Origin of the sequence: Enterobacter nematophilus, assembly GCF_026344075.1 — a bacterium.
GTDB classification, from domain to species: Bacteria; Pseudomonadota; Gammaproteobacteria; order Enterobacterales; family Enterobacteriaceae; genus Enterobacter; species Enterobacter nematophilus.
In genome coordinates, this window is sequence record NZ_JAPKNE010000003.1 from 348,317 (window position 1) to 369,437 (window position 21,121).

The 21,121-nt window shown below is 53.7% G+C and carries 13 protein-coding genes; 6 read left to right on the forward strand and 7 right to left on the reverse strand.

Annotated features, from left to right (window positions below; all coding sequences use genetic code 11):
- Positions 1–4 precede the first annotated feature (4 nt).
- The 6 genes from OSH03_RS11390 to OSH03_RS11415 form a co-directional block, all read right to left on the reverse strand.
- The gene (locus OSH03_RS11390) at positions 5–8,125 is read right to left on the reverse strand and encodes a two-partner secretion domain-containing protein (protein ID WP_266179083.1); all 8,121 of its coding nucleotides are present in this window, start codon (positions 8,123–8,125) and stop codon (positions 5–7) included.
- 14 nt (positions 8,126–8,139) lie between these two features.
- On the reverse strand, positions 8,140–9,873 hold the full coding sequence (locus tag OSH03_RS11395; RefSeq protein WP_266179084.1) for a ShlB/FhaC/HecB family hemolysin secretion/activation protein: 1,734 nt from the start codon (positions 9,871–9,873) through the stop codon (positions 8,140–8,142).
- Positions 9,874–9,890: 17 nt separating this feature from the next.
- Positions 9,891–10,901, reverse strand: coding sequence for a fimbrial protein (locus OSH03_RS11400; RefSeq protein WP_266179085.1), 1,011 nt, complete (start codon positions 10,899–10,901; stop codon positions 9,891–9,893).
- A 6-nt stretch (positions 10,902–10,907) separates the two neighbouring features.
- A complete protein-coding gene (locus OSH03_RS11405; protein WP_266179086.1) occupies positions 10,908–13,490 on the reverse strand; it encodes a fimbria/pilus outer membrane usher protein in 2,583 nt (860 codons plus the stop codon).
- A gap of 32 nt (positions 13,491–13,522) precedes the next feature.
- Positions 13,523–14,227, reverse strand: a complete 705-nt coding sequence (locus OSH03_RS11410; RefSeq protein ID WP_266179087.1) for a fimbrial biogenesis chaperone — start codon at positions 14,225–14,227, stop codon at positions 13,523–13,525.
- A 92-nt stretch (positions 14,228–14,319) separates the two neighbouring features.
- Positions 14,320–14,880: a fimbrial protein gene (locus tag OSH03_RS11415; RefSeq protein ID WP_151412630.1), complete on the reverse strand. Its 561-nt coding sequence runs from the start codon at positions 14,878–14,880 to the stop codon at positions 14,320–14,322.
- A 439-nt stretch (positions 14,881–15,319) separates the two neighbouring features.
- Between OSH03_RS11415 and speB the strand changes: the two genes are divergently transcribed.
- The gene (gene speB, locus OSH03_RS11420; protein WP_006811917.1) at positions 15,320–16,240 is read left to right on the forward strand and encodes an agmatinase; all 921 of its coding nucleotides are present in this window, start codon (positions 15,320–15,322) and stop codon (positions 16,238–16,240) included.
- A 3-nt stretch (positions 16,241–16,243) separates the two neighbouring features.
- On the opposite strand, the gene OSH03_RS11425 is transcribed toward speB, so the two are convergent.
- A complete protein-coding gene (locus tag OSH03_RS11425; protein ID WP_266179088.1) occupies positions 16,244–17,455 on the reverse strand; it encodes an MFS transporter in 1,212 nt (403 codons plus the stop codon).
- A 414-nt stretch (positions 17,456–17,869) separates the two neighbouring features.
- Between OSH03_RS11425 and OSH03_RS11430 the strand changes: the two genes are divergently transcribed.
- The 5 genes from OSH03_RS11430 to OSH03_RS11450 are packed head-to-tail and all read left to right on the forward strand — an operon-like array spanning position 17,870 to position 21,081.
- Positions 17,870–18,193, forward strand: a complete 324-nt coding sequence (locus OSH03_RS11430; RefSeq protein WP_061097121.1) for a Rieske (2Fe-2S) protein — start codon at positions 17,870–17,872, stop codon at positions 18,191–18,193.
- A complete protein-coding gene (locus tag OSH03_RS11435) occupies positions 18,190–18,498 on the forward strand; it encodes a recombinase-like helix-turn-helix domain-containing protein (protein ID WP_061097122.1) in 309 nt (102 codons plus the stop codon). The genes OSH03_RS11430 and OSH03_RS11435 overlap by 4 nt, the downstream gene beginning before the upstream one ends.
- Before the next feature lie 10 nt (positions 18,499–18,508).
- A complete protein-coding gene (locus tag OSH03_RS11440) occupies positions 18,509–19,531 on the forward strand; it encodes an aromatic ring-hydroxylating oxygenase subunit alpha (RefSeq protein WP_061097123.1) in 1,023 nt (340 codons plus the stop codon).
- Positions 19,531–20,280: an SDR family oxidoreductase gene (locus OSH03_RS11445; RefSeq protein WP_266179089.1), complete on the forward strand. Its 750-nt coding sequence runs from the start codon at positions 19,531–19,533 to the stop codon at positions 20,278–20,280. Before OSH03_RS11440 ends, OSH03_RS11445 begins: the two co-directional genes overlap by 1 nt.
- A gap of 12 nt (positions 20,281–20,292) precedes the next feature.
- Positions 20,293–21,081: an IclR family transcriptional regulator gene (locus OSH03_RS11450; RefSeq protein ID WP_151412657.1), complete on the forward strand. Its 789-nt coding sequence runs from the start codon at positions 20,293–20,295 to the stop codon at positions 21,079–21,081.
- Positions 21,082–21,121 lie beyond the last annotated feature (40 nt).

Sequence of the window (21,121 nt, forward strand, 5' to 3'; positions counted from 1 at the left end):
GTTTTTAGCTGTACTGCTGGTCGGTGAAGGTAATGGTCACGGATGCGTAGATGTCGATCGGCCGATCAACCTGCAGCGGTTTCCATTGCGGGCGCGCGTTCATTGCGCCCTTGCTCATATCGCCGTTCCACTTTTTGTGTTCAGGCGTTTTTGGCATATCCATGCCGGTCTGCCCGGTGGAAGAGCCCGGAGAGAGCTTAACGTCACTGCCCTTAGCATCGCTGGACGGCGCAACGCCGTTGGTCATGTCGCCATTCCACTGCTTATGTTCCGGTGTTTTAGGCATGTCTTTACCGGTTTTCGCGGTAGAGGAGCCAGGAGAGAGCACTGGATAGTGGGTATCCGGTACCGCCCATTTTTTCACCGGCGTGGTGGTTGCAGGCGTTTTCTTCGCGGCTGACGTGCTCTCTTTCGGCGTAAGCGGCTGCGCCTGGGAAGGCGTGACGGCAGGAACGGCCTCGCTGCGCACCGTGTTCGTTGCCACGCTATCTGCGCGCAAGGAAGATGATGCCGCCGTTGCGTTGATCGTCTCTGTTGTTTTCACCGTTGTTGACGTGGTCGCATGCTGCGAATTATTCGTCGTATTTTTGATGGTGGTCTGCGACGAACTGCCCGGTTTTACCGGAATGCAGGTATGCGGGCAACCGCCACCGGACGGAACCTCATCCGGAACAGAAGGCGTGTCGGTATCAATATCCGCGTCCGCTTTCTTCTTCTTACGAATGCCTGGATCGGCAAGCGTGTAGGAGATATTGTTTCCGGCCTCTTTTTCGTCGCGCGTGACCACGGACATTTCGTCTTTGTTGCTATTCACGTCGCCGTTAACGCCAGCGCTGGTGGTTTCACCCACTGCAATGGTCGATTTCTGCGTTTCGTTATAGTGAATTTCATCCACGGTATCGACATACAGGTTGGCAGACGGAATACCGGCACTTTGACCCGGTGTGCCACCAAAGCCAAGGCCGGCACCGCCGTAAATACCATCCTGTTCAACGCGATCTTCCAGCGTTTTCGCGTTGATATCACCCGCCACGGCAACCGAACCGGTACCATCCTGAGACACCAGGTTAGCACCGGTCATGTTGAGATCGCCGCCGGTTTTCACGTTCATCTCGCCGGTGGTATTGATGCCCGACTGGGTGGTGGTTTTCGCTGAGTCGTAGCTTTCGGAGCCGCCGCCACCGTTTCCTGCAACGGTAGGGACTACACCTGCACCAGAAACGGCAATACCCACAGATGCGCCCCAGTTTGTACGGCTGCTTCCCGTGTGCTCGGTATCCTGCTGAGAGACGACATTCATGTCACCCGCCACGTTAACATCAGCGGTGTGAGCAGCAACGTTCGCACCGTTCATGTTCAGATCGCCACCCGCGTTCACGTTGACATTGTCACCGTTGATGATGGTATTGCGATGAGACGTGGACGAGCTGGAGCCGTGTTCCTTATTGCCGCTGTAATCAACCGAAACGCCGCTGCTGCCGCCTGAAAGCGAGACGCCCGCGCCCACGGTGACGCCGCCCTTATGCTGAGTGCTGGAGGTGGTGGTTTCCGTGGTTGTCTTCGCTGCGTTCATTGAGACATCGCCGCCAGCATTGATCGTCGTTGTGCTGGAGTTGATGTTAACGCCGTTAAGCGTGGTGTCTTCGCTTGAGTTGATGCTGACGTTACCGGCATTAATACTGGAGATATTTTCTGCCGTTTTCGTCGTGGTCTCGGTGGTCTTTGTCGACGTACCGCCGACGGTGATGGAAGCACCTGCCAGATCGTTAAGCAGCACGTTAGAGACATCGCCCAGCACTTCCGCGGTAGTCGTACCCGCGTTGATCGCCTGACCATTTTGCGCTTTCTCGATCAGGTTGCCGGTTTTATCAATGGCGTCAGCAATGGTGCTGTGCACTTCGCCAGAAATACCGACAAATCTCTCTTTATGCGCCGTGCTGGATTTGGTTTCATCCAGACGTTTGGTGCTGGCGACATCCTGTGCATTGATGCTTAGCGTTCCACCTGCATTCAAATCAGCGCCGCCGATATCAGCCGTTTTACCCGCGCCGATCGTGCCGCTATCACCGAAGTTAACCGAAGCGTTAGCGTTCTTTTTCGTCTGGGTTGTGACGGTATCGGTCACGTCTACCATGCCGACCCGGAAGGCGGCTGTGTCGGTAACCGGTGCGCGACCCGGTTTAGCGCCTATCGCCGAGGTTTCGGAGTCGTTTCCTGCGCTGTCGTAATCGCCGGAGTTGGCTTCCTTAACCAGACCCTTGTTTTTACCGTACGAGCTTGAGGCAGTATGACCGGCTGCACTGGCTCTGGCTTCGGCAACAAACTCGCGAGACTGGGTGGTTTCCTCCGTCAGAGAGACGTTCTCCGAGGTTTTGAACTCAACGTTAGTCGCGCCGGTGATGCCCCCCGTGCTGGCCGTGTAGCTGCCGCCTTCCATCACCACATTGTTGCTGGCGTCGATGTTCATCGCCCCGCCCGCCGTGATGGTTGCGCCAACCGCTTCACCGGTTACCGTTGTTTTATCGGTTGTGGTGTAGCTGGAGAGACCGTTGATCGTTGTATCAATGGTGCGGCTGGATTCGATCTGATGCAGATCGTTGAAGGTGACGTCACCCTCGGTGGCCTTCATGTTCACATCCTGGCCTGCGGTGATATCCGCCGCATTGGAGGTGATGGTTTTGGCCTGCATGTTAACCGTGCCGCCAGCGGTTACGCCGTCGTCATGCGCATGGATAACCTGCTTGCCGTCTTCGCCGTGTCCTACGGAAGCGGTCAGGGTGATATCCCCATTTTCGGCTGCCATATCAACGTTGCCGCCGGCATTGATCGCCGCCCCGTTAGAGGCAATGTTGCCGCTGAAGGTCGTCATGCTGATATTGCCACCCGCATTGATACCGGCGTCAGTCGCGTTACTGATATTCTTGATATCGCCTTGCGCCACCAGAGACATATCTCCCTGCGTGGTCAGGGTGCCGTTGACGTTATTGATTGCTGTCGCATCAACGGAAAGCGAATTTCCGGCCGCAATGGCCGCCGTGCCTTTGGTCACATCGCCGGATTCAATCTGATGAAGCGTTTCCTGACACAGGTATACAACTGGCACCAGCACTTCTGTCCCTTTGATATTCTGGCTGACGAACCAGACGATATCCTGGGTTAAACCCTCGCGCTGTTCTTCGCTAAGCGGCTGCCCGACCACCAGATTCAGATTGCTGTCTTTGGCGGCTACACCGGCGTTATCCATCAGGTTTTGTACCAGCGCATCGCCTTCGAGCCCATCACGCACGGCGAAGATACTGCCGACGGAATGGCTGATTTCACGACGGATCAGCTCGGAGATAAAGTAGTTGTCGCCAATAACGTTAACCGGCTCCGTTGCGGTGTAATCCACCTGATCGAAATAGTAGTCAGAACCGCTGTACTGGCTCTGGTCGATCATCTCCGGACGGGTTTCGAAAATCGGGATGATGTTATTGCTCGGGCCGTGATATTCCGTGCCGTTTTTCTCTGCCGCCGACGCTTTTTTAAATTCGTTCGTGACTTCGAACATCCCTGGCAGCGAAACCAGATCTTTTATGGTTGGCAGCGGACTGATACCCATCGCCAGTTCTTCAACGGTTTTGGTGTTCATGTCAACATCATAGCCCGCAATCACCGTATCCACGCTGTAGTCACCCACGTCGATATTCTGAATGGTTGCGTTTTCCTTGATGATGCCAGCGTAGGCCAGACCGTTATCCAGCGTGCCGCCGTTATGAATAAAGTCGCGACCCGCCGTGATTTCACCTTTCTCTGCAGGCACAAAATAGATCATATTTTGTCTTAACGGATTGTATGAGCTCTCTGTGAGGCTGCGCCAGGCGGTGCTAAGCGTGCTGAATTCCTGAGCGTTCCAGGTTTCGCCAAACACTTTACTCATCACATAGCTTAGCTGGGTTGACGAATTGGAGGCGTCGAGCAGCGATTTATAGCTACGCTCACGGTTTGGGTCTTCTTTCCCGGTTTTGGTTTCAGGCTGACCGTCACCGAAGATAAAGTTAAAGTACTGATATAACGAAGTAAAGGTCAGCGTAGTGTAGTGGTCAATGGCAACTTTCCAGAAGTCCGTCAGAACAATAGGATCTTCGAGCGTGAGGTTAAGATAATCATACATAGACTCCGCGGTATATTTCGGGGAGTTCAGGAGATTGCCGGTAATGGTAATATCGCGACCAGCCTGAATCAGACCGCCAGTATTTTTGATCTCTTTCTCAGTAAAAATGCCGCGCTGGTTGATATTAATATCTTTTCCGGCGCTGATTTCACCAAGCTTATCCATGGCAATATCGGACGACAGCACTGGAATATGCAGTACCGTCGTAATGCTGGCTTTAGTCATAACATTATCAATGCCCGACCACTGACCGACGGCATCCTGGGTTTGGGTCTGGGAAATCTCACCCCCTGTCCAGGTGCTCTGGTTCTCCAGATATGCCGCATCAATATTAATATTTTGCTCGGAGCGAATGATCCCCGCGTAGTTGAGGATCGTATTGGCAATCAGGGACATGTCGCCCATGCTCATCACGTTGCCGGTATAGTCGTTCACGAACGCGCCTTCGCGGGCATCGATCTCCAGATTACCCAGCGACCAGAGCAGAGTATTACTGTTATTGGCAACGTCCTTCGCGCGGATATGCAGATCCCCGCCCGTCACCACTGACTTGTTGTTCACAAATGTGCCGTCAGCCTGCAGGTTCAGATTGCCTTTGGCTTCGGTCATAGTGTTGTTGAACAGCGAGCCTTGGGTGCTGAGCGTCATGTCATGCCCCGCGCGGATATTGCTGTTGTTATCATCAAGCGATAACGAGTCTTTTATCTTCAGGAGAAGATCGTGGCCAGCTTCAAGGATGCCGCTTGTGTTATTCAGCGAGTCGATATTCAGCGTTAAATCATTATTCGCGATCGTTGCGCCGGACTGATGGTTCGTCAAATTTCCGGCGTTGATTGTGACGTTGTTCCCTGCAATTAGCGCGTTGTTTTCGTTAGTCACATTCCCCTTCGCAACGTTCAGCGTGGTGGATTGAGCCCCGGAAAGAACGGCATTGTTGGCATTAATCACGCTACCGAACGCATCGATTGTGAGATCGTTCAGCGTTGAGACAATGGCCGCCCCATCGTTGTTGTACACATGAACGGCATCAATGTTGATGTCTCCGCCCGCCACAATAGCGGATACAGACTGTTGCCCATCTTCGTCGGTGATGTTGCCCATGTTTCGCAGGATTTCTGCGGTTATATCCAGCGATCCTTCAACGGCCTGAATAATACCCGCCGTGTGGTTGGTCAGAATACCGATGGCATTGAGCACCACATTCATATTGGCGGAGATAATCGCGCCGTTGCCGTTGGTCAGCGACTCAATGTCTTCCATTGTCAGATTGCGCAGCGCGACCAGAACGTGGTTTTCGCCTGTACTGGTGAGATCTTTGATATTGCGGATGATGAGATCCAGACCCGCCTGAACGACGCCTTCGTTTTTCAGCTCGTCAACGGTATCGATCGCGATCGTTCCGTTGCTCACCATCACGGACTGGTTGTTTAACGTCTTCACGGCGTTAATATTCAAATCGCCGGAAGAGGCGATTACCGCATCGCTGCTGTTATTGAGCGTGGTTACGGAGGCAACAGAGAGCGCCGTATCGGATTTAATCAGCGATGCGCCGCTGTTATTGAGGGTACCCACGTTTTTCAGCGTGGTATCGCCAGCGCCAAACAGGGTTGCACCCTGAGTGTTATTAACGGTTTTAATATCCGACAGCGTCAGCTTACCGTCAGAAATCACAAAACCGCCGTCGTTATTCAGCGTATTCAGACTGGAAAGCGTCAGCGTGTTGGCGGCGTACAGCGTGGCGGCATTGAGGTTATCAACGGTATCGATGCGATCCAGCATCAGGCTGCTGGCCTGAATTGTCGCGGCATCGTTGAGTACAGACGTTGCAGAAAGGGTAATGTTTTCTTTTGCCGCCAGCAGCGCGTCGTGGGTGTTGGTTACGCTGGAAAGACCGGTGGCGGTGATATTTTCGCCCTGAATTTTCCCGTTGTCATTGTTCAGCGCTAAGTCACCGCTGCCGGTTACGGTAAGCGTTTTACCGGCCAGTATGGTGCCGTTTTGGCTGTTGTGCAGCTGTTTAGTCACCTTGAGCTGCATGTCTTTGGCGGCGCTCAGCGTGCCGGCCTGGTTTTTCAGGTTGGCAGTTTCCAGGGTTAACTGCTCACCGGCGTTGATGCTGCCGCTGTTGCTGACGGTGGCGTTAGCGTTGCTCGCCCTGGCAGTCACATTCAGCCCTTCGATACGCCCCTTGTTGCTGACGGACTGACCGCCTGAAGCCAGGGTAACATCGTTTCTGTTACTGGCGATGGTGCCGTCATTGACGATGTTGCCGTCGGCATCAATAAACACCAGCGCATCGTCACCGTTCAGGGTGCCGCTGTTGCTCATATCGCCTGTGGATTTGATGCGGACTTCACCGCTACCGGCACCGATGCGGCCGCTGTTATTAAGGGCGCTGGCGGTCATGACCAGGTTATTATCGGCATACAGACGACCGGCGTTGTCGAGGCGTCCGACCGTCAGGGTCTGCGCATTGGTGGCATACAGAATGCCGTTATTCTTCATTGAACCGGAGGCAATACGAATATCGCCGGTTGCACTGATGGAGCCGTTGTTTTCGAACGCGCCGTTCAGATCGATCTGCAGGGTGCCTCTCTTCGCGAGGATCACGCCTTCGTTGTTGTTGAGGCTGCCAGCGTTGATTTTCACATCGCCGCTATTGCTCACAATTTCGGTATCAGAAACGATGCTGCTGAATGCAACCTGCTGGCCGTTTTTCATGACCACAAAGTCGCCATCTTTCAACGTCACCACGCCGCCGGAAATAACGCCGCCGCTAGCATCCAGCGCCTTGAGTTTGCCGCTCAGCGTGTACTGGCCCGCAACGTTAATCTGGATAGCCGGTACTGCCGTTGTGGCGCCGTTTTTCGCCACGATCGCCGCGCTATTTTGCAGCAGGGTAGAGGCATCAATGCGGATAGTGCCGTTCCGGGAGATCAGGTCATTATTGACCGTCAGACCAGAGAGTGCACGCAGGACGATATCCTGCTGCGCTTCAGTACTGCCCACGCCGCTGCTGTTCTTATTGAGCGCAATGTTTTTGCCGCTGACGTTGACGTTTTTATCGCTGCGCAGGCCTGTTAGGGTGACGTCGCCGTTCGCGCTGATGTCGATGTCGTCGGTGGCAATAATACTGCCCTCATGGCGCACGCCAGCGCCCGATTCGGTGCTGATAAGCTGAATTTTACCGCCGTACATGGAGCCCATTGCCCGGCCATCAATGGCGACATCCGGGACATTCCGATCGCTCGTGGCACGAACGGTATGGCTGCGGCTGGTCAGATCGTAATCGTTCTGGCCTGCGACAATTTTGATATCTGCGTTGCCGGAGATTTCCCCTTCAAGTTTGGCGCTACGGCTGACGATATCAAAATAGCTCAGCCCATCGGTGGAAATACCCTGTCCCGTCAGTGAGACATTGCCTTTTTCCACGGCGAGCTTATAGTTGCCATCTTCTTTAATTTGGACTTTACCGGTACTCAGGGTCAGGCTATTAGCGTTAATGGTGGTGGCACCATTAACGTTTATGCCGTTTTCGTTGGCAATAATTACATCCGCTTTTTTACCGAAGACTTCCATCGTCCCGTTAATATAGGATGCCTGCGCGCCTGTCACTTCACTGATAATGGCTTTCGCTTCGTGTTCCAGCTGGGCGTTCTTAACCGTATAACCCCCGATTTTCGATACGCCGTCCTGCATGCTGTTATTCAGAATCAGCCCTTTTTGATCGACGTTAAACTGGTCGAACTTATTCAGCGACACGCCTTTCGCATTGGGATCGGTAATATTAACCACCGGTGTGCCGTTAGCCGCTTGTCCCATGGTTGGGCCATTGCTTTGGTTTGTATCGGGTACTGTAGCGGCCTCTGCGTTTGCCGAAAGAATACCGGCAATCGAAATAAAAAGAGGGCAAAGATGTTTATGTAAGTTCCCGGCTGTAAGCGCGGGTTTTGATCTGTTTTTTTTACGCATGAGGTATCCTTAAATTAAAAAATTACTTCCAGCTTGTAATAAACCACCGTGTTATCGACGGTATTCTCTTCCAGTGAATCCGGTTTTTTTATGGGCCAGCCAGCCATGACATACGTTGAAAAATGGCTACCCGTCGCTTTAATACCGACCGAGCCGCCCATCATGAACTGGCTATCGCATACACTGGCACCGACAGGGCAATTATCGTTGGCGTATCCCAGGTCATAGCCGAAATAAGGAATCAACTGGTGTACTCCGCCTACACCGATGTCGAAAGGAAATTGCAGCGTGTTCGAGATCCAGCCGCCGCTATCCACCTGCAGGCTATCGTCTTTAAATCCACGCACGGTGAATTCATCGCCCAGCGTTACTTTGGCGTCGCTGACAAGCACGTCAGGGGTGTACTGGAAGCCAGCATTAAGCTCATAGACGCCGCCCAGGCGACCGGCCTGGAAAAGCGGTCGGGTCCAGCTGGCGATGCCGTTGTACTTTATGTAGTCGGTATCAAACCCGGTGAGATCGGCATCGTTTTTCCAGGCGGAACCGAACCACGGCACCGCCGCCGTCACGCCCAGATCGCCATAGAACCAGCCGTTCATGAGCGCACCAACCCAGGTCACACCGGTTGAAACCGAGGTGTAAGTTTTGGAACTCACATCAATTTGCTGGTTTTCAATATTGTTCTCGTTATTACGTCTTTCGACTTTTGCCCACCAGCTGGTTTTACCCGTCGCGTTACGGCCCAGCATGCGGCTCACGCGCAGCGAAGCGCGATCGGATTCCCCGTCTGAGGCATAATCGCTGTAGTAGCCCGCCAGGGTTTTGTCATAGCTCGACTGGTAATAAAACGCGTCGAATGACCAGTAGCCCAGCGGAACGCTATAGCTTAATGACCATGCGTCCTGATTATCCTGGCTGTTTTTGAGGTTGTACTGCGCGTAGTAGACGTTGAAAATATCATTTAGCCCGGCAATGTTTTTAGCGGTCAGGCTGCTGTAATATTGCTGCCAGCCGTCAGCCTTCACGCCGGAGTTATTAAGCCCGGCAACAACTGAAAGCGGAAATTCGGCTTCATGTAGCAGGTTAAGATCCGAATAGCCGTTTATAATGGATGGCTGAACGTCGATATTGTCTTTAGATGAAACGCGGAGCAGGTTTTCGACCATTTGGTCGATATCCTGCATATTTAATACTTTCCCTTTGGCAAACGGATAAGCGGTGAAAAGTCGCGCACTTTCCCGGAAAGACGGTTGCTGGCCGTTAACCTTAAAATCGTTAATTTTTCCCCACAGTACGCGAAGCGTAAGCGTTCCGGTTTTAATATTTCCCGGCTCAATACCGATCAGCGTGGTGGCATAGCCGCGAGAAATATAAAAGTCGGTCAGTTCCTTTACCAGCTCAAAGATTTCTGCTTTGCCGAGCGCCTTACCTTCATAGCGATCGATAATCTCCTGGCGCAGCGGGGCGTGCTCAAATCGCGTGTCGTCCAGAATCGTAATATGGTCGATTTGGAATTTCCACGTCGAGTCGCTACCGGCCAGGCTCTCCTTTTCGGCTTCCCGCTGGCTTCGCTGCTGCTGAAGTAACTGCTCGGTACGCTTGGCTTCTTCGATCAGGATCTGGCTGGTTTTTCTTTCCAGACGATCCAGTTCCTGTTTATTTTGCTGGCCAGGCAGCATGCCTGCAGCGTGAACCGCCGGAATGAGTGGCACCAAAAAAAGCGCATATTTTGATAAATGCTGAAACACTTATCTCTCCTTGATCGTTATTTTATTGCCATTGTGTATTGAATAGCGCCGACAACCCTTCCGGCGCTTAATGAATTCGCCCGATTCACGTCCGTGGGAACATATATTTGTGCCTGATAGTTTTTGGTTACGCGTGAGGTGACATCAAAAACAGATTCTTTCCCAAGCGTTACTGCGCTTGAGACATAAGGGTTCAATTTCTCGGAAACCAGAATGGCAAAGTTGTTTGCGTAGCCTTCACCGCTCTCCACGCCCAATAAACCTTGTGATGATCCAAAAGGTGAATTAAGCATCGAGACAATGGTTAAACCCACTTTTTCAACGGTGGGACAGGTCACGGTAATAGAGAAGTCTTTCTTATCGCCCTGGAAAGTCGGGTTGTTCTGGAAAGATGCCACGCTGTAGGTGCCCAAATCGACATTCGTCGTAGAGGGGTAAATAGAGCATGAGCGCGTATTGACTTTAATCGGTACTCCGAAATTAATGTTAAGAATACGCAGTTCATCTTCCGGGGCGAGTAACGGCTTAACGTTTACGTGGACGATTTCACCCGCAGGAACCTCGGTTTCCCCTTGCTCGATGGTGCTGGTTTGTACAAACTCAACCAGTACCGAGCTATTGTCGATTGAACAGCTCGGGTTACAGGTAACAGGGTTGCCTGAGTTACCCGGTAGCCAGGAATTGCTTGCATTTGCCGGCCATTTTATCCGAATGCCAATACCGGGGATCTCGGTGTTATAGACATTATCCAGCGAAGCAGCGAGGTAGCTACGGCTATATTCTGCATGCCACTGCGTTTGCGTGGAGGCGTCACAGCTGTATTTGATATTAGGTACCGTATAGGTCTTCGACCAGAGTATGGTGCCTGCGGTACCTTTATCCGCCGGGTTGAGCGTAATATTGTCGGTAATGGTTAATACTTTTACCGCGCCGTCCATTTGGCACAGCGCCGCATTCGCTTCAAATGAAAACAGGAGTGCCAGAGACAGCAATATAGTACTGAGCGAAGCCGTGATGTATTTATTCATCTTATGTCAAAGACCTTTACAGGTAATATTTATTGCATCGAGGGGAGCCACATTTTTAATATCCTGAGCAGCAGGATGCTCAGCAGCGTTATTCACGTCTGCAGTACAGGTGTTCATCACCTTATTTTTATTCCACTTAAGGGTGAGCGGATTTTTCGCGTCAGACAGCGTCACCATGGCGAGGCCGCTTTGTCCCACCATGCCAAGTGAGTTATTGCCGGCATCAGTCACCTGTGCACCAAACGGGATCTCTATACCGGAGGCATGAATAAAGCGCACAAACGTCTGCTGTTGCTGCTGCGTTTCCATCTTGATATGCACCGCCGCACCGGCTGTGGGCACAATGTGTTTACGCGTGTCCTCAACGTCGACGCTCATCGAGGTGCCTTTCGGGTCGATAAAGACTTCGTTGTACTTATACGGGGCGAGATAGCCGACAATCCCATAGCCGTTATCTTTGATGACGGCAGTGGAGTCAGGATAAACGCGAGCACCCTCAGCTCCTTTGGCTTCGATAATCCCGATGGTATCGCCTAAGGTTGGGGTCAGGTTGATCCCGCCACGATGCACCACCACGCCGCCGTTCATATTGAGTCCACCCATAAAGCTGTGCAGGGACTGGCTAAACGCGACGCCGCCGGAGGCGCTATCCCCAACGTACGAGAGGTTGGTGCCGAAGTTCGTTTCAGGTCGGCTGGATTCACTGAAGTAGCCGCTGAAACCATACTGCGAGCGCTCACCGGCAGAACCGCTTAACGAGGTACGGAAGGTGGCTTCATCGCTGTTGTAACTGAAGTTTGCTCCCAATCGGGCCTGCTTTTCATAGCGGTGGCCCAGCGGCATTGAAACGCTCAGATAGATCGTATCATCGTGACCGCCGTCCTCGCTGTTGGTACGACCGAGGGAAATCCCCCAGGTGGAGCTGCCGAACTGGTTGTTATATCCCACCGCATAGTTGGATTTTTCTGTACGACTCAGCCGATCGTTCCAGACGTTACCGACAAAGCCACTGACGTAAAAACTCCCCCAGCCAGGCGGCAGCATCTGGTTAATATTTGCTTCCAGACGTTCGCGGTAGCGTTCCGGTAGATAGTTATCGTTGCCGTGTTCTATCGCCTGTTTCACGCTGACGGCATCCGAGAGGGAATAGTAATTTTTGCTGGAGTAGCGATAGCCAACCAGGCTGAAGTTCGTACCGGTTTCCGAGAGGTTTTTAGCAAGGCTGATGCGCAAAGACATATTGCACAGCGAGCCGCAATCGTCGTTTTCGATGCCCGACGAAAAGTTCGTGTAGGAGCGGGTTACGTCAATGCCTAACGCGCCCAATGATGTGTTAATCGCCACGCCGCCCAGCAGGGCGTTGTAATCCCCGTCGAATGCGGTTTGTGCGCCAACGTAGCCCGTCAGATTATTAAACAGACCGTACTGCAGCGTGCCTTCCGTCATCCAGGGATCGTCGGCGAGAAACGTATTTCGGATTTCCCCGGCAGAGAGCGAATAGCGGAAATAGCCTTCACGCAGCAGCTGCGGAACGCTGGAGTAGGGGACCGTAAAGGTGTGAAGCGTGCCGTCAGTTTCTTTGACGGTAACTTCAAAATCGCCGTTATAACCCGTTGCGTAGAGATCGCTGATGGCAAACTCGCCCGGCGGCACCACCTTTTCATACAGCGTATTGCCAGATTGTTTGATGGTGACCGTAGCGTTGCTGTTAGCAAATCCACGCACGACGGGCGCATAGCTGCGAACGGAATCTGGCAGCATACGATCGTCCGTCGCGATCCTCGCTCCGCGAATGGCCGTGGTATCAAACATATCGCCGGTGGTACTCAGATCGCCCAGCACCACTTCGGATTGCCAGGAGGCGATCCCCCGGGTGGCAAACGCCTGCAGGTGATCAACACCTTCATCGGTAATGTCGTTGCCCATATTCAGCGTGTCGTAAGTGACGAAACGCCAGGCGCCGAGCGTCATGGCCGTCTGTAAATTGCCGAAAAGATAGTTGCTGGTCTCCCCCAGCTCGCGGTTGCGCGTGCTGGAGCCGCTCAGCGCATACGAGGCCATGAGCGCGGGTTCGCCGTTATCCCACAGTTCCGGGCTGATGTAGCCCTCTGGCGTGTTGAGCAGCATCGCCTGAGGAACGGTTACCTCCAGGCGCTCATCCTCCTGGTTGTAGACGACGCGGGAGCCCGGGACCAGCTCTTCAAGCACCAGACAGCTGCCCGTTTTCCAGTTTTCAGGCAGTTTGCGGGTGTCTATATCAAAGCGGATAACCATTTCCGGCGTCAGGCACGCATTTACGCCCTGTTGGTTTTTTGCCGGGATGAACGTGACGGGCCAGGTGCCTCTGTTTTTGCTGTTGCTTATCACATCCAGTTTATAATCACCGGGCTGGATCTTTTCGACCCCATCGAATTGCGTCAGATCCAACCCGCTGTTATAGAAATTCATAAAGCCGCGAGAAAAATTGACCGGCTTTTTCTCGCTTTCGGCGTACACCTGGCCTGAAACGCAGAATGCCAGAAGTAAAATCTGGCTAAAGTGATTTTTTGCGTTGTTGCGACGCTTGTATTTTTTATAAAGTGCGGACATTCAGCTATCCCAAAAATGAGGCTTAAATGATGTTAAAAGTTATAAGTGCGCTTAATATATGCACCCAGATCGGTAATATAGTTATATTTAAATATGCCGCGTCCGCTCACCGCGCTGACCTGAGGGAAGTGATAAACAAGCGTGCCGTAGGGCACAATCATCTCTCCCGGTATTTCAATATCTTTATTTTCCGCATTCATCAGCCATACGCTGGTCATATTCACATGGAACGGAGAGTTATTGGTTCCAACCACGTCGTAACCCTTCGTCGTTTTGCGTAATTCCCATTTAAGATCGTCAGCTGCCTGCATCGGGTTACCTTTCAGGCCCGCGGGGCGATAGAAGAATTTAATCAGCGTGCGGAAGGCCATTTTGAGTTTGTTCTTATCAGCGTCTTCCGGCATTTCAGGTGGAATATCCAGCACGTTTAACCAAAGCAGGCTTTCGCGATCTTTGGGATATTTATTTATGGCTTCGGCAGTCTGGAAAATATGGAATACTTTACCTTTTTGGCCGTTAATACGCGCTGCGGGCGGGTTAATGAAGAAAGGCAGGTTTTCTTTTTCAACACCGTCTGTTTTATCTGTGCTTGAAAGCCAGACCTGAACCAGTTCAGGCGTTTTCCCCAGATTATTAATACGTACGGTCTGCTCATTTTCATTACCGTTGAAAACGACGCGCGTGGTTAAAATCTGAATGGTGGCATGGGCGCAAGGCAGCCCGAACAATGCCATCATTAACATCGCTTTTAATATATTACTCACCATCGAAATTGGTTCCCTGAATATGTCAAAAAAACAGTGGGACAACGCCCACTGCTTAAATAGGCTTACTGATATTTGATGGAGTACACCACGTCAGTGGTTACTTTACCTGCCGATGCAGCGCCACCGGTCGCAACGTACTGTGCCCAGTAATCGAAACGAGCGGTATTACCGGTAATGGTTGCAGTTTTAGCGTTATTATTCGCCGTAGTCAGGTTCAGTGCTGCTTTAGCTGAATCGGAAAGACCAATTTCAACATTTGTGGCACCGCCAGTCGTCTCGGTGTTTTTCAGGTTACCGGTAGCGGTATTGATATTGGTGCTCTGTGCCAGTTCGAAGAACACGCTGGCGATTTTATTATTTGTGCAGTTTGTACCGCTCAGTTTAATGAAGAATGGTGTATCCCCCGCACGCTGGCCCGCAGTTGCCAGCGCTGTGGTGCTGACGGTCGGCAGATGCACGGTGAAATCAGGAGAGGTGGATTCACCCTGCGCATCGCCACCGGTAATAGTACAAGTCGCATCGCTGATGGTACCGTCAAAAGTAATTGTGCCATCTTCCGCTGCCGCCGCAGAACCTGCTCCCGCCAGAATGGTAAAAAGACATGCTTTTAAGTATTTGTTCATAGAAAATTCCATTTTGAAATAAATTGTAATAAAGCGCGGGGATTGTAATGAGAGGGATATCTAAAAACTACTGGTCGGACCTAAATAAATTCCTAATTCATACCTTCGCATTCTTATTATTTATGGATATGTATGATAAAGGAGCGTCAAAGCGGAAATAATGGCTTGTTTTTAAAAAAACATCCGCTACTTATTATTGAGATTAATGATTTAGTTGCTGGCGATTTTATATTTTAATCATTCAATATTTGTTTTGAGAATGGTTGGTATTTGAATTATGTGAGCATGTTATGAATGACTTGAAATTAAACATCCCAGACGCTATTCTTTCTTCCATGCAGCTTTACTTATCTATCGATCCCTTCCTCGTCGGGCTTAACGACGCGGAAGGGATTTTTTTTACACTTTACAACCCAACGACTTTCAATGAGGTCAGGACATGAGCACTTTAGGTCATCAGTACGATAACTCTCTGGTATCTAACGCGTTTGGTTTTTTACGTCTTCCGATGAACTTCCAGCCGTACGACAGCGACGCGGACTGGGTGATCACCGGCGTGCCGTTCGATATGGCAACGTCCGGCCGCGCGGGCGGTCGTCACGGTCCGGCGGCGATCCGTCAGGTGTCTACCAACCTGGCCTGGGAGCATAACCGCTTCCCGTGGAACTTCGACATGCGCGAGCGCCTGAACGTGGTGGACTGCGGTGACCTGGTGTACGCCTTTGGCGACGCGCGTGAAATGAGCGAAAAGCTGCAGGCCCATGCCGAAAAGCTGCTGGCTGCCGGCAAGCGCATGCTCTCCTTCGGCGGTGACCACTTTGTAACCCTGCCGCTGCTGCGCGCCCACGCGAAGCACTTCGGCAAAATGGCGCTGGTACACTTTGATGCGCATACCGACACCTACGCGAACGGCTGCGAGTTTGACCACGGCACCATGTTCTACACCGCGCCGAACGAAGGCCTGATCGATCCGAACCACTCCGTGCAGATCGGTATCCGTACCGAGTTCGACAAAGATAACGGCTTCACCGTGCTGGACGCCGGCCAGGTCAACGATCGCGGCGTGGACGATATTCTGGCTCAGGTTAAGCAGATCGTCGGCGATATGCCGGTGTATCTGACTTTCGATATCGACTGCCTGGATCCGGCCTTTGCGCCAGGCACCGGTACGCCGGTCATCGGCGGCCTGACTTCAGACCGCGCCATTAAGCTGGTGCGCGGCCTGAAGGATCTGAACATCGTCGGGATGGACGTGGTGGAAGTGGCGCCTGCCTATGACCAGTCCGAGATCACCGCGCTGGCCGCGGCGACCCTGGCGCTGGAAATGCTCTACATCCAGGCGGCGAAAAAAGGCGAATAAGCCTTACGCGCTGATTGCTGCTGCGCGACGCATGCGCAGCAGCAACATACCCCCGGCCAGCAGGGTGATAACCTGCGAAACGACCAAAACCGAAAAGCCTGAGCTTACCGACCCGACCGTTTTCATCACCATCCCCATCAGCAGCGGAATAAACGCCGCGCAGATATTCCCTATGCCATTAACGATCCCATATGCGCTCCCCACCGCTTCCCGCGCGGCGTGATGCTGGATAACCGCAGGAATGGCCGCCCCCTGAAGCCCCCAGAAGACGTTGGCGGACAGCATAAACAGCGCCAGCCATGTGGGCTGATGGCTGAGCATCAGCCCGACCACGGACAGCGCCGTCAGCGCTCCACCCGCCACAAACAGCATCGGTGCCTGCTCCGGACGCATTTTGTCGAGCAGCACGCCGCCGAGAAATTTAGAGCCCAGGCTCAGCAGGAAGGGAATGGCCGCAAGCATGCCGGTGGCGTGCAGCGAGAAGTGGTGTTCATCGCGCAGCCATGCGGGCAGCCAGGCGCTGCTCCCCCAGAGATAGCTCAGCGTGGCGATTTCAACCAGTAAGATCCAGCCCAGCAGCGGCGTTTGCCACGCCAGCGTAAAGGTCTGGGCAAACCCCGGTTTTTTTGTCTTCGGGATGCCGCGCGGCGCGGGAAGGTAGCGCCAGATGAGCCCGCCGCCGAGAGCAAGATTCAGTATCGCCAGCGCGTAAAACGATCCGGCCCAGCCCAGATGGGCCATCAGCCAGGTCACCAGCGGAAAGCCCACGGCCAGCCCGAGCGAGACGCCCAGCGCGGTTACGGCGTTGGGTTTGCCGATCTCATCCGCGCTAAAGTTATCGCTGATAAAGCGCGTCTTCAGCGAAAAGAGCGGTCCTTCCGCTATCCCCAGAATCACGCGCGCGATGAGCATTCCCATCAGCGAGCCGAGCAGGGGAGAGACCGCACAGACCGCGGCCCAAATCACAATGCTGCCTAATAACCCCTGCCGATAATTAAATTTGCTTTCAATAACTGGTGTTAATAATAAAGCCGAAAAACCATAACCCAGAAGAAAGCAGGTCATTAGCATTCCCTGTAACATTCTGTTTTCATTTAACTGAAAGTGCCGGGCAAATTCCGGGTTTAATATCATTACTGAAATATTTACCCGGTCGACGTAGGAGATAATAATGAGTAATAACAGTGCAATTGTTCCTTGCCATCTTGCCGTCATGATGCCTGCCTTATGCGTGCGCATAGTGATATTTTTATCAGCGTGATTGTCACGGACATAAAATGGTTAACCTGTGAAACTCTTTGTTTTTAAAAGATAAAGTAAAAAATCGTTTCACAGGTGAAACGCAAGGTTCTTCCGCTCTTTTATTTTTACGAAGCAAAAACAAAGGAAGTCAATATCTGAATATTGAAATTTAAAGCCATTGAAAAAACGTATTCATTCACGCCGCAATAATGAAAATTTCATATCGCTGCATTTTTTCGTGATCCTTTCCACACTTAGTTAATTAATTAGCTTTCGCTTAACAAATTCTTCACATTGCCGCTTGACGAAACATTCATCGCTTTTATATTGACCGTATTAAATAAGAAACAGAGTTTCATATATGAAACAAAAGCCTGGAGGATCGTGATGAGCTGGATAGGCGTATGTGACGCAGAACAAGTACAGGAAGATTTCCCTTTTAGCGGCAGCGTCGAGGGTAAAGAGATCGGCGTTTATTTGATTGACGGCGAGTATTACGCGCTGGAAGACGTATGCCCGCACGCTTATGCCCTGCTGAGCCAGGGTTTCGTCGAAGACGGCAAGGTGGAGTGCCCGCTGCACGAGGCGGTATTCGATGTCAAAACCGGCCAGTGCCTGCACGGCCCCGGCGGTCGCAACCTTAACCGCTACCCGGTTCGGGTCTTTGAAAACCAAATCCAGATTACCTTCGTCGAGGAGACCGTGGCATGAGCGACACCCTGAACTACAATCCGGCGCTGCCGGAAAGCCGCCAGTTTACCCCACCTGCCGAAGGCGGTAACGGTGCCATTCATAAGCCGGGCGATTACCAGAATCTCATCTGGCAAACCCGCAGCCGCGAGCCGGAAAACTGGGAGGTGAACCTGATTGCGACGCTGGAAGATCTCTTCGAACAGGGCGTTGAAACCCTACCGGAACTGGTGAACGGGCTGAACGCGGTGCGCATGCACGACCAGCAGGGCGAGCCGTGGAGCAACGCCAGCTTCCAGGCTTTCTTACAGGTTAACGGCTACTGAGGACAACGCGATGACGACTACCGTACAACATTATCTTGATAAAGGTCTGCGCGGCCTCTGGTATCCGGTGCTGGCAAGCTGGGAAGTGCAGTCTGCTCCCGTGGGCATCACCCGCCTGGGCGAGCAGATTGTGGTCTGGCGTAACAAGGACGGCCAGGTCCAGGCGCTGGAAGACCGCTGTCCGCACCGCGGCGCGCGCCTGTCGATGGGCTGGAACCTCGGCGACCGTATCGCCTGCTGGTATCACGGCGTAGAAGTAGCGGGCAACGGCGAGGTGAAAGACGTGCCCGCCGTGGATAAATGCCCGCTGGTTGGCCAGCAGTGCGTGCGCAGCTACAACGTGCAGGAGGCGCACGGCGCCATCTTCCTGTGGTTTGGCGTGACCGCCGACCAGCAGCCGGACGAGCTGATCTTCCCGGATGAGCTCGCCGACACGGAAAATTTCAGCAACTTCCTCTGCACCGCCGCGTGGAAGTGCAACTACCAGTACGCGCTGGAAAACGTGATGGACCCGATGCACGGCACCTATCTGCATTCGTCCTCGCACTCGATGGCGGAGGGGGATCGCAAGGCCGACATGGTGCTTCAGCCGACCAAAACCGGCTTCATCTTCGAGAAAAAAGGGCAGAGCGGCGTCAACTTTGACTGGGTGGAGCTGGGCAACAGCGGCACCTGCTGGATGCGTCTCTCCATTCCGTATAAGAAGCGCTTCGGACCGGGCGGCCACTTCTTTATCGTCGGCATGGTGGTGCCGGAAGATAACGACAACTGCCGCGTCTTCTTCTGGCGCATTCGCCGCGTGCAGGGCTGGCAGCGCGATATGTGGCGCTTCATGTACCGCAACCGTCTGGAAAAGCTGCACTGGGAGGTGCTGGAGCAGGACCGCGTGGTGCTGGAGAGCCTGGCCCCGAACGCCCGCGACCATGAATACCTTTATCAGCACGACGTCGGCCTCTCCCGCCTGCGCCGCATGATGCAGAAGGCCGCCAAAGAGCAGCTGGCGATGCGCGAAGCGCAGCAGGGAGCCGCCTGATGAACGGACTGCTGGGCGGAAAGCGCATCGTCGTGACCGGTGCCGCGCGCGGGCTGGGCTACCACTTTGCCAAATCCTGCGCGGAGCAGGGCGCGGCGGTGGTGATGTGCGACATCCTCAATGGCGAGCTGGCCGAGAGCGCCCACGGGCTGAGCAAGCAGGGCTTTGCGATCGAATCACACGTCATCGATCTGGCCGATCCGCACTCCATTGAGCAGGTGTTTTGCGCCATTGGCGAGCAGGGTCAGATTGACGGTCTGGTGAACAACGCGGCGATGGCGACCGGCGTGGGCGGTAAAAACATGCTCGATTACGACCCGGACCTGTGGGACCGCGTGATGAGCGTGAACGTCAAAGGTACCTGGATGGTGACGCGCGCCGCCGTACCGCTGCTGCGCGAAGGGACGGCAATCGTGAACGTGGCGTCCGATACCGCCCTGTGGGGCGCGCCGCGCCTGATGGCCTACGTCGCCAGCAAGGGGGCAGTGATCGCCATGACCCGCTCGATGGCGCGCGAGCTGGGCGAAAAGCGCATTCGCATCAACGCTATCGCGCCGGGGCTGACCCGCGTTGAGGCAACCGAATATGTGCCCGCCGAACGGCATCAGCTCTACGAAAACGGCCGGGCGTTAACGGGCGCGCAGCAGCCGGAAGATGTGACCGGCAGCGTGGTCTGGCTGTTAAGCGATCTGTCGCGGTTTGTCACCGGACAGCTGATCCCGGTCAACGGCGGTTTTGTCTTTAACTGAGGTATGGCGATTATGGCAAACGATCGGGAAGTGAAGTATCTGGTGCCGGGGCTGGAGCGCGGCCTGCAGCTGCTGTTGGCCTTCGGCGAGCAGCACCGCGAACTGACCTTTGCCGAGCTGCACCGGCTGGTGGATATGCCGAAGGCGACCGCCTACCGCGTGGTGCAGACCCTGGAGTTCATGGGGTTTCTGGAGCGCAACGCGCGAGCCAATACCTTTTCGCTCGGCATGAACGTGCTGCGCCTGGGCTTTGAGTACATCGCCTCGCTGGACGTGGCGCAGGTCGGCCAGCCGGTGATCGAACAGCTGCGCGACGTCAGCCAGTGCAGCAGCCATCTGGCGATCCGCGACGGGCGCGACATTATCTACATCGCCCGCGTCAGCGCCGCCGGGTCGCGCATCAATCAGGTCAGCATTGGCACCCGTCTGCCGGTGCACTGCACCTCGCTCGGCCGCATGCTGCTGACCGATATTTCCCGCGCCGATTTTGAACAATTGTTCCCGCACGAGCGCCTGCCGGGCAACACGCCGGGGCAGCTTCACGACCGCGAGGCCCTGTGGCAGATGGTGCAGCAGGACAAAGCCCGCGGGTTTGTCATCGGCGAATCTTTCTTCCGCCACGGCATCTCCTCCATCGTCTACCCGGTGTACGACCGAAGCGGACGCGTGGCGGCGGTGGTGAGCATTCTGGTGCCGTCGGAGGAGATCCCGCAGACCGACCGCGAGCGCCTGCAAAACGAGGTTCGCCTCGCGGCGGATAAAATTTCTGGCTTTTTAGGGTATTTGTCACAGGCCAGTTAAATCAGTGAGTTAACGTCAGGCGCTTAACTGCGTCGGGCAT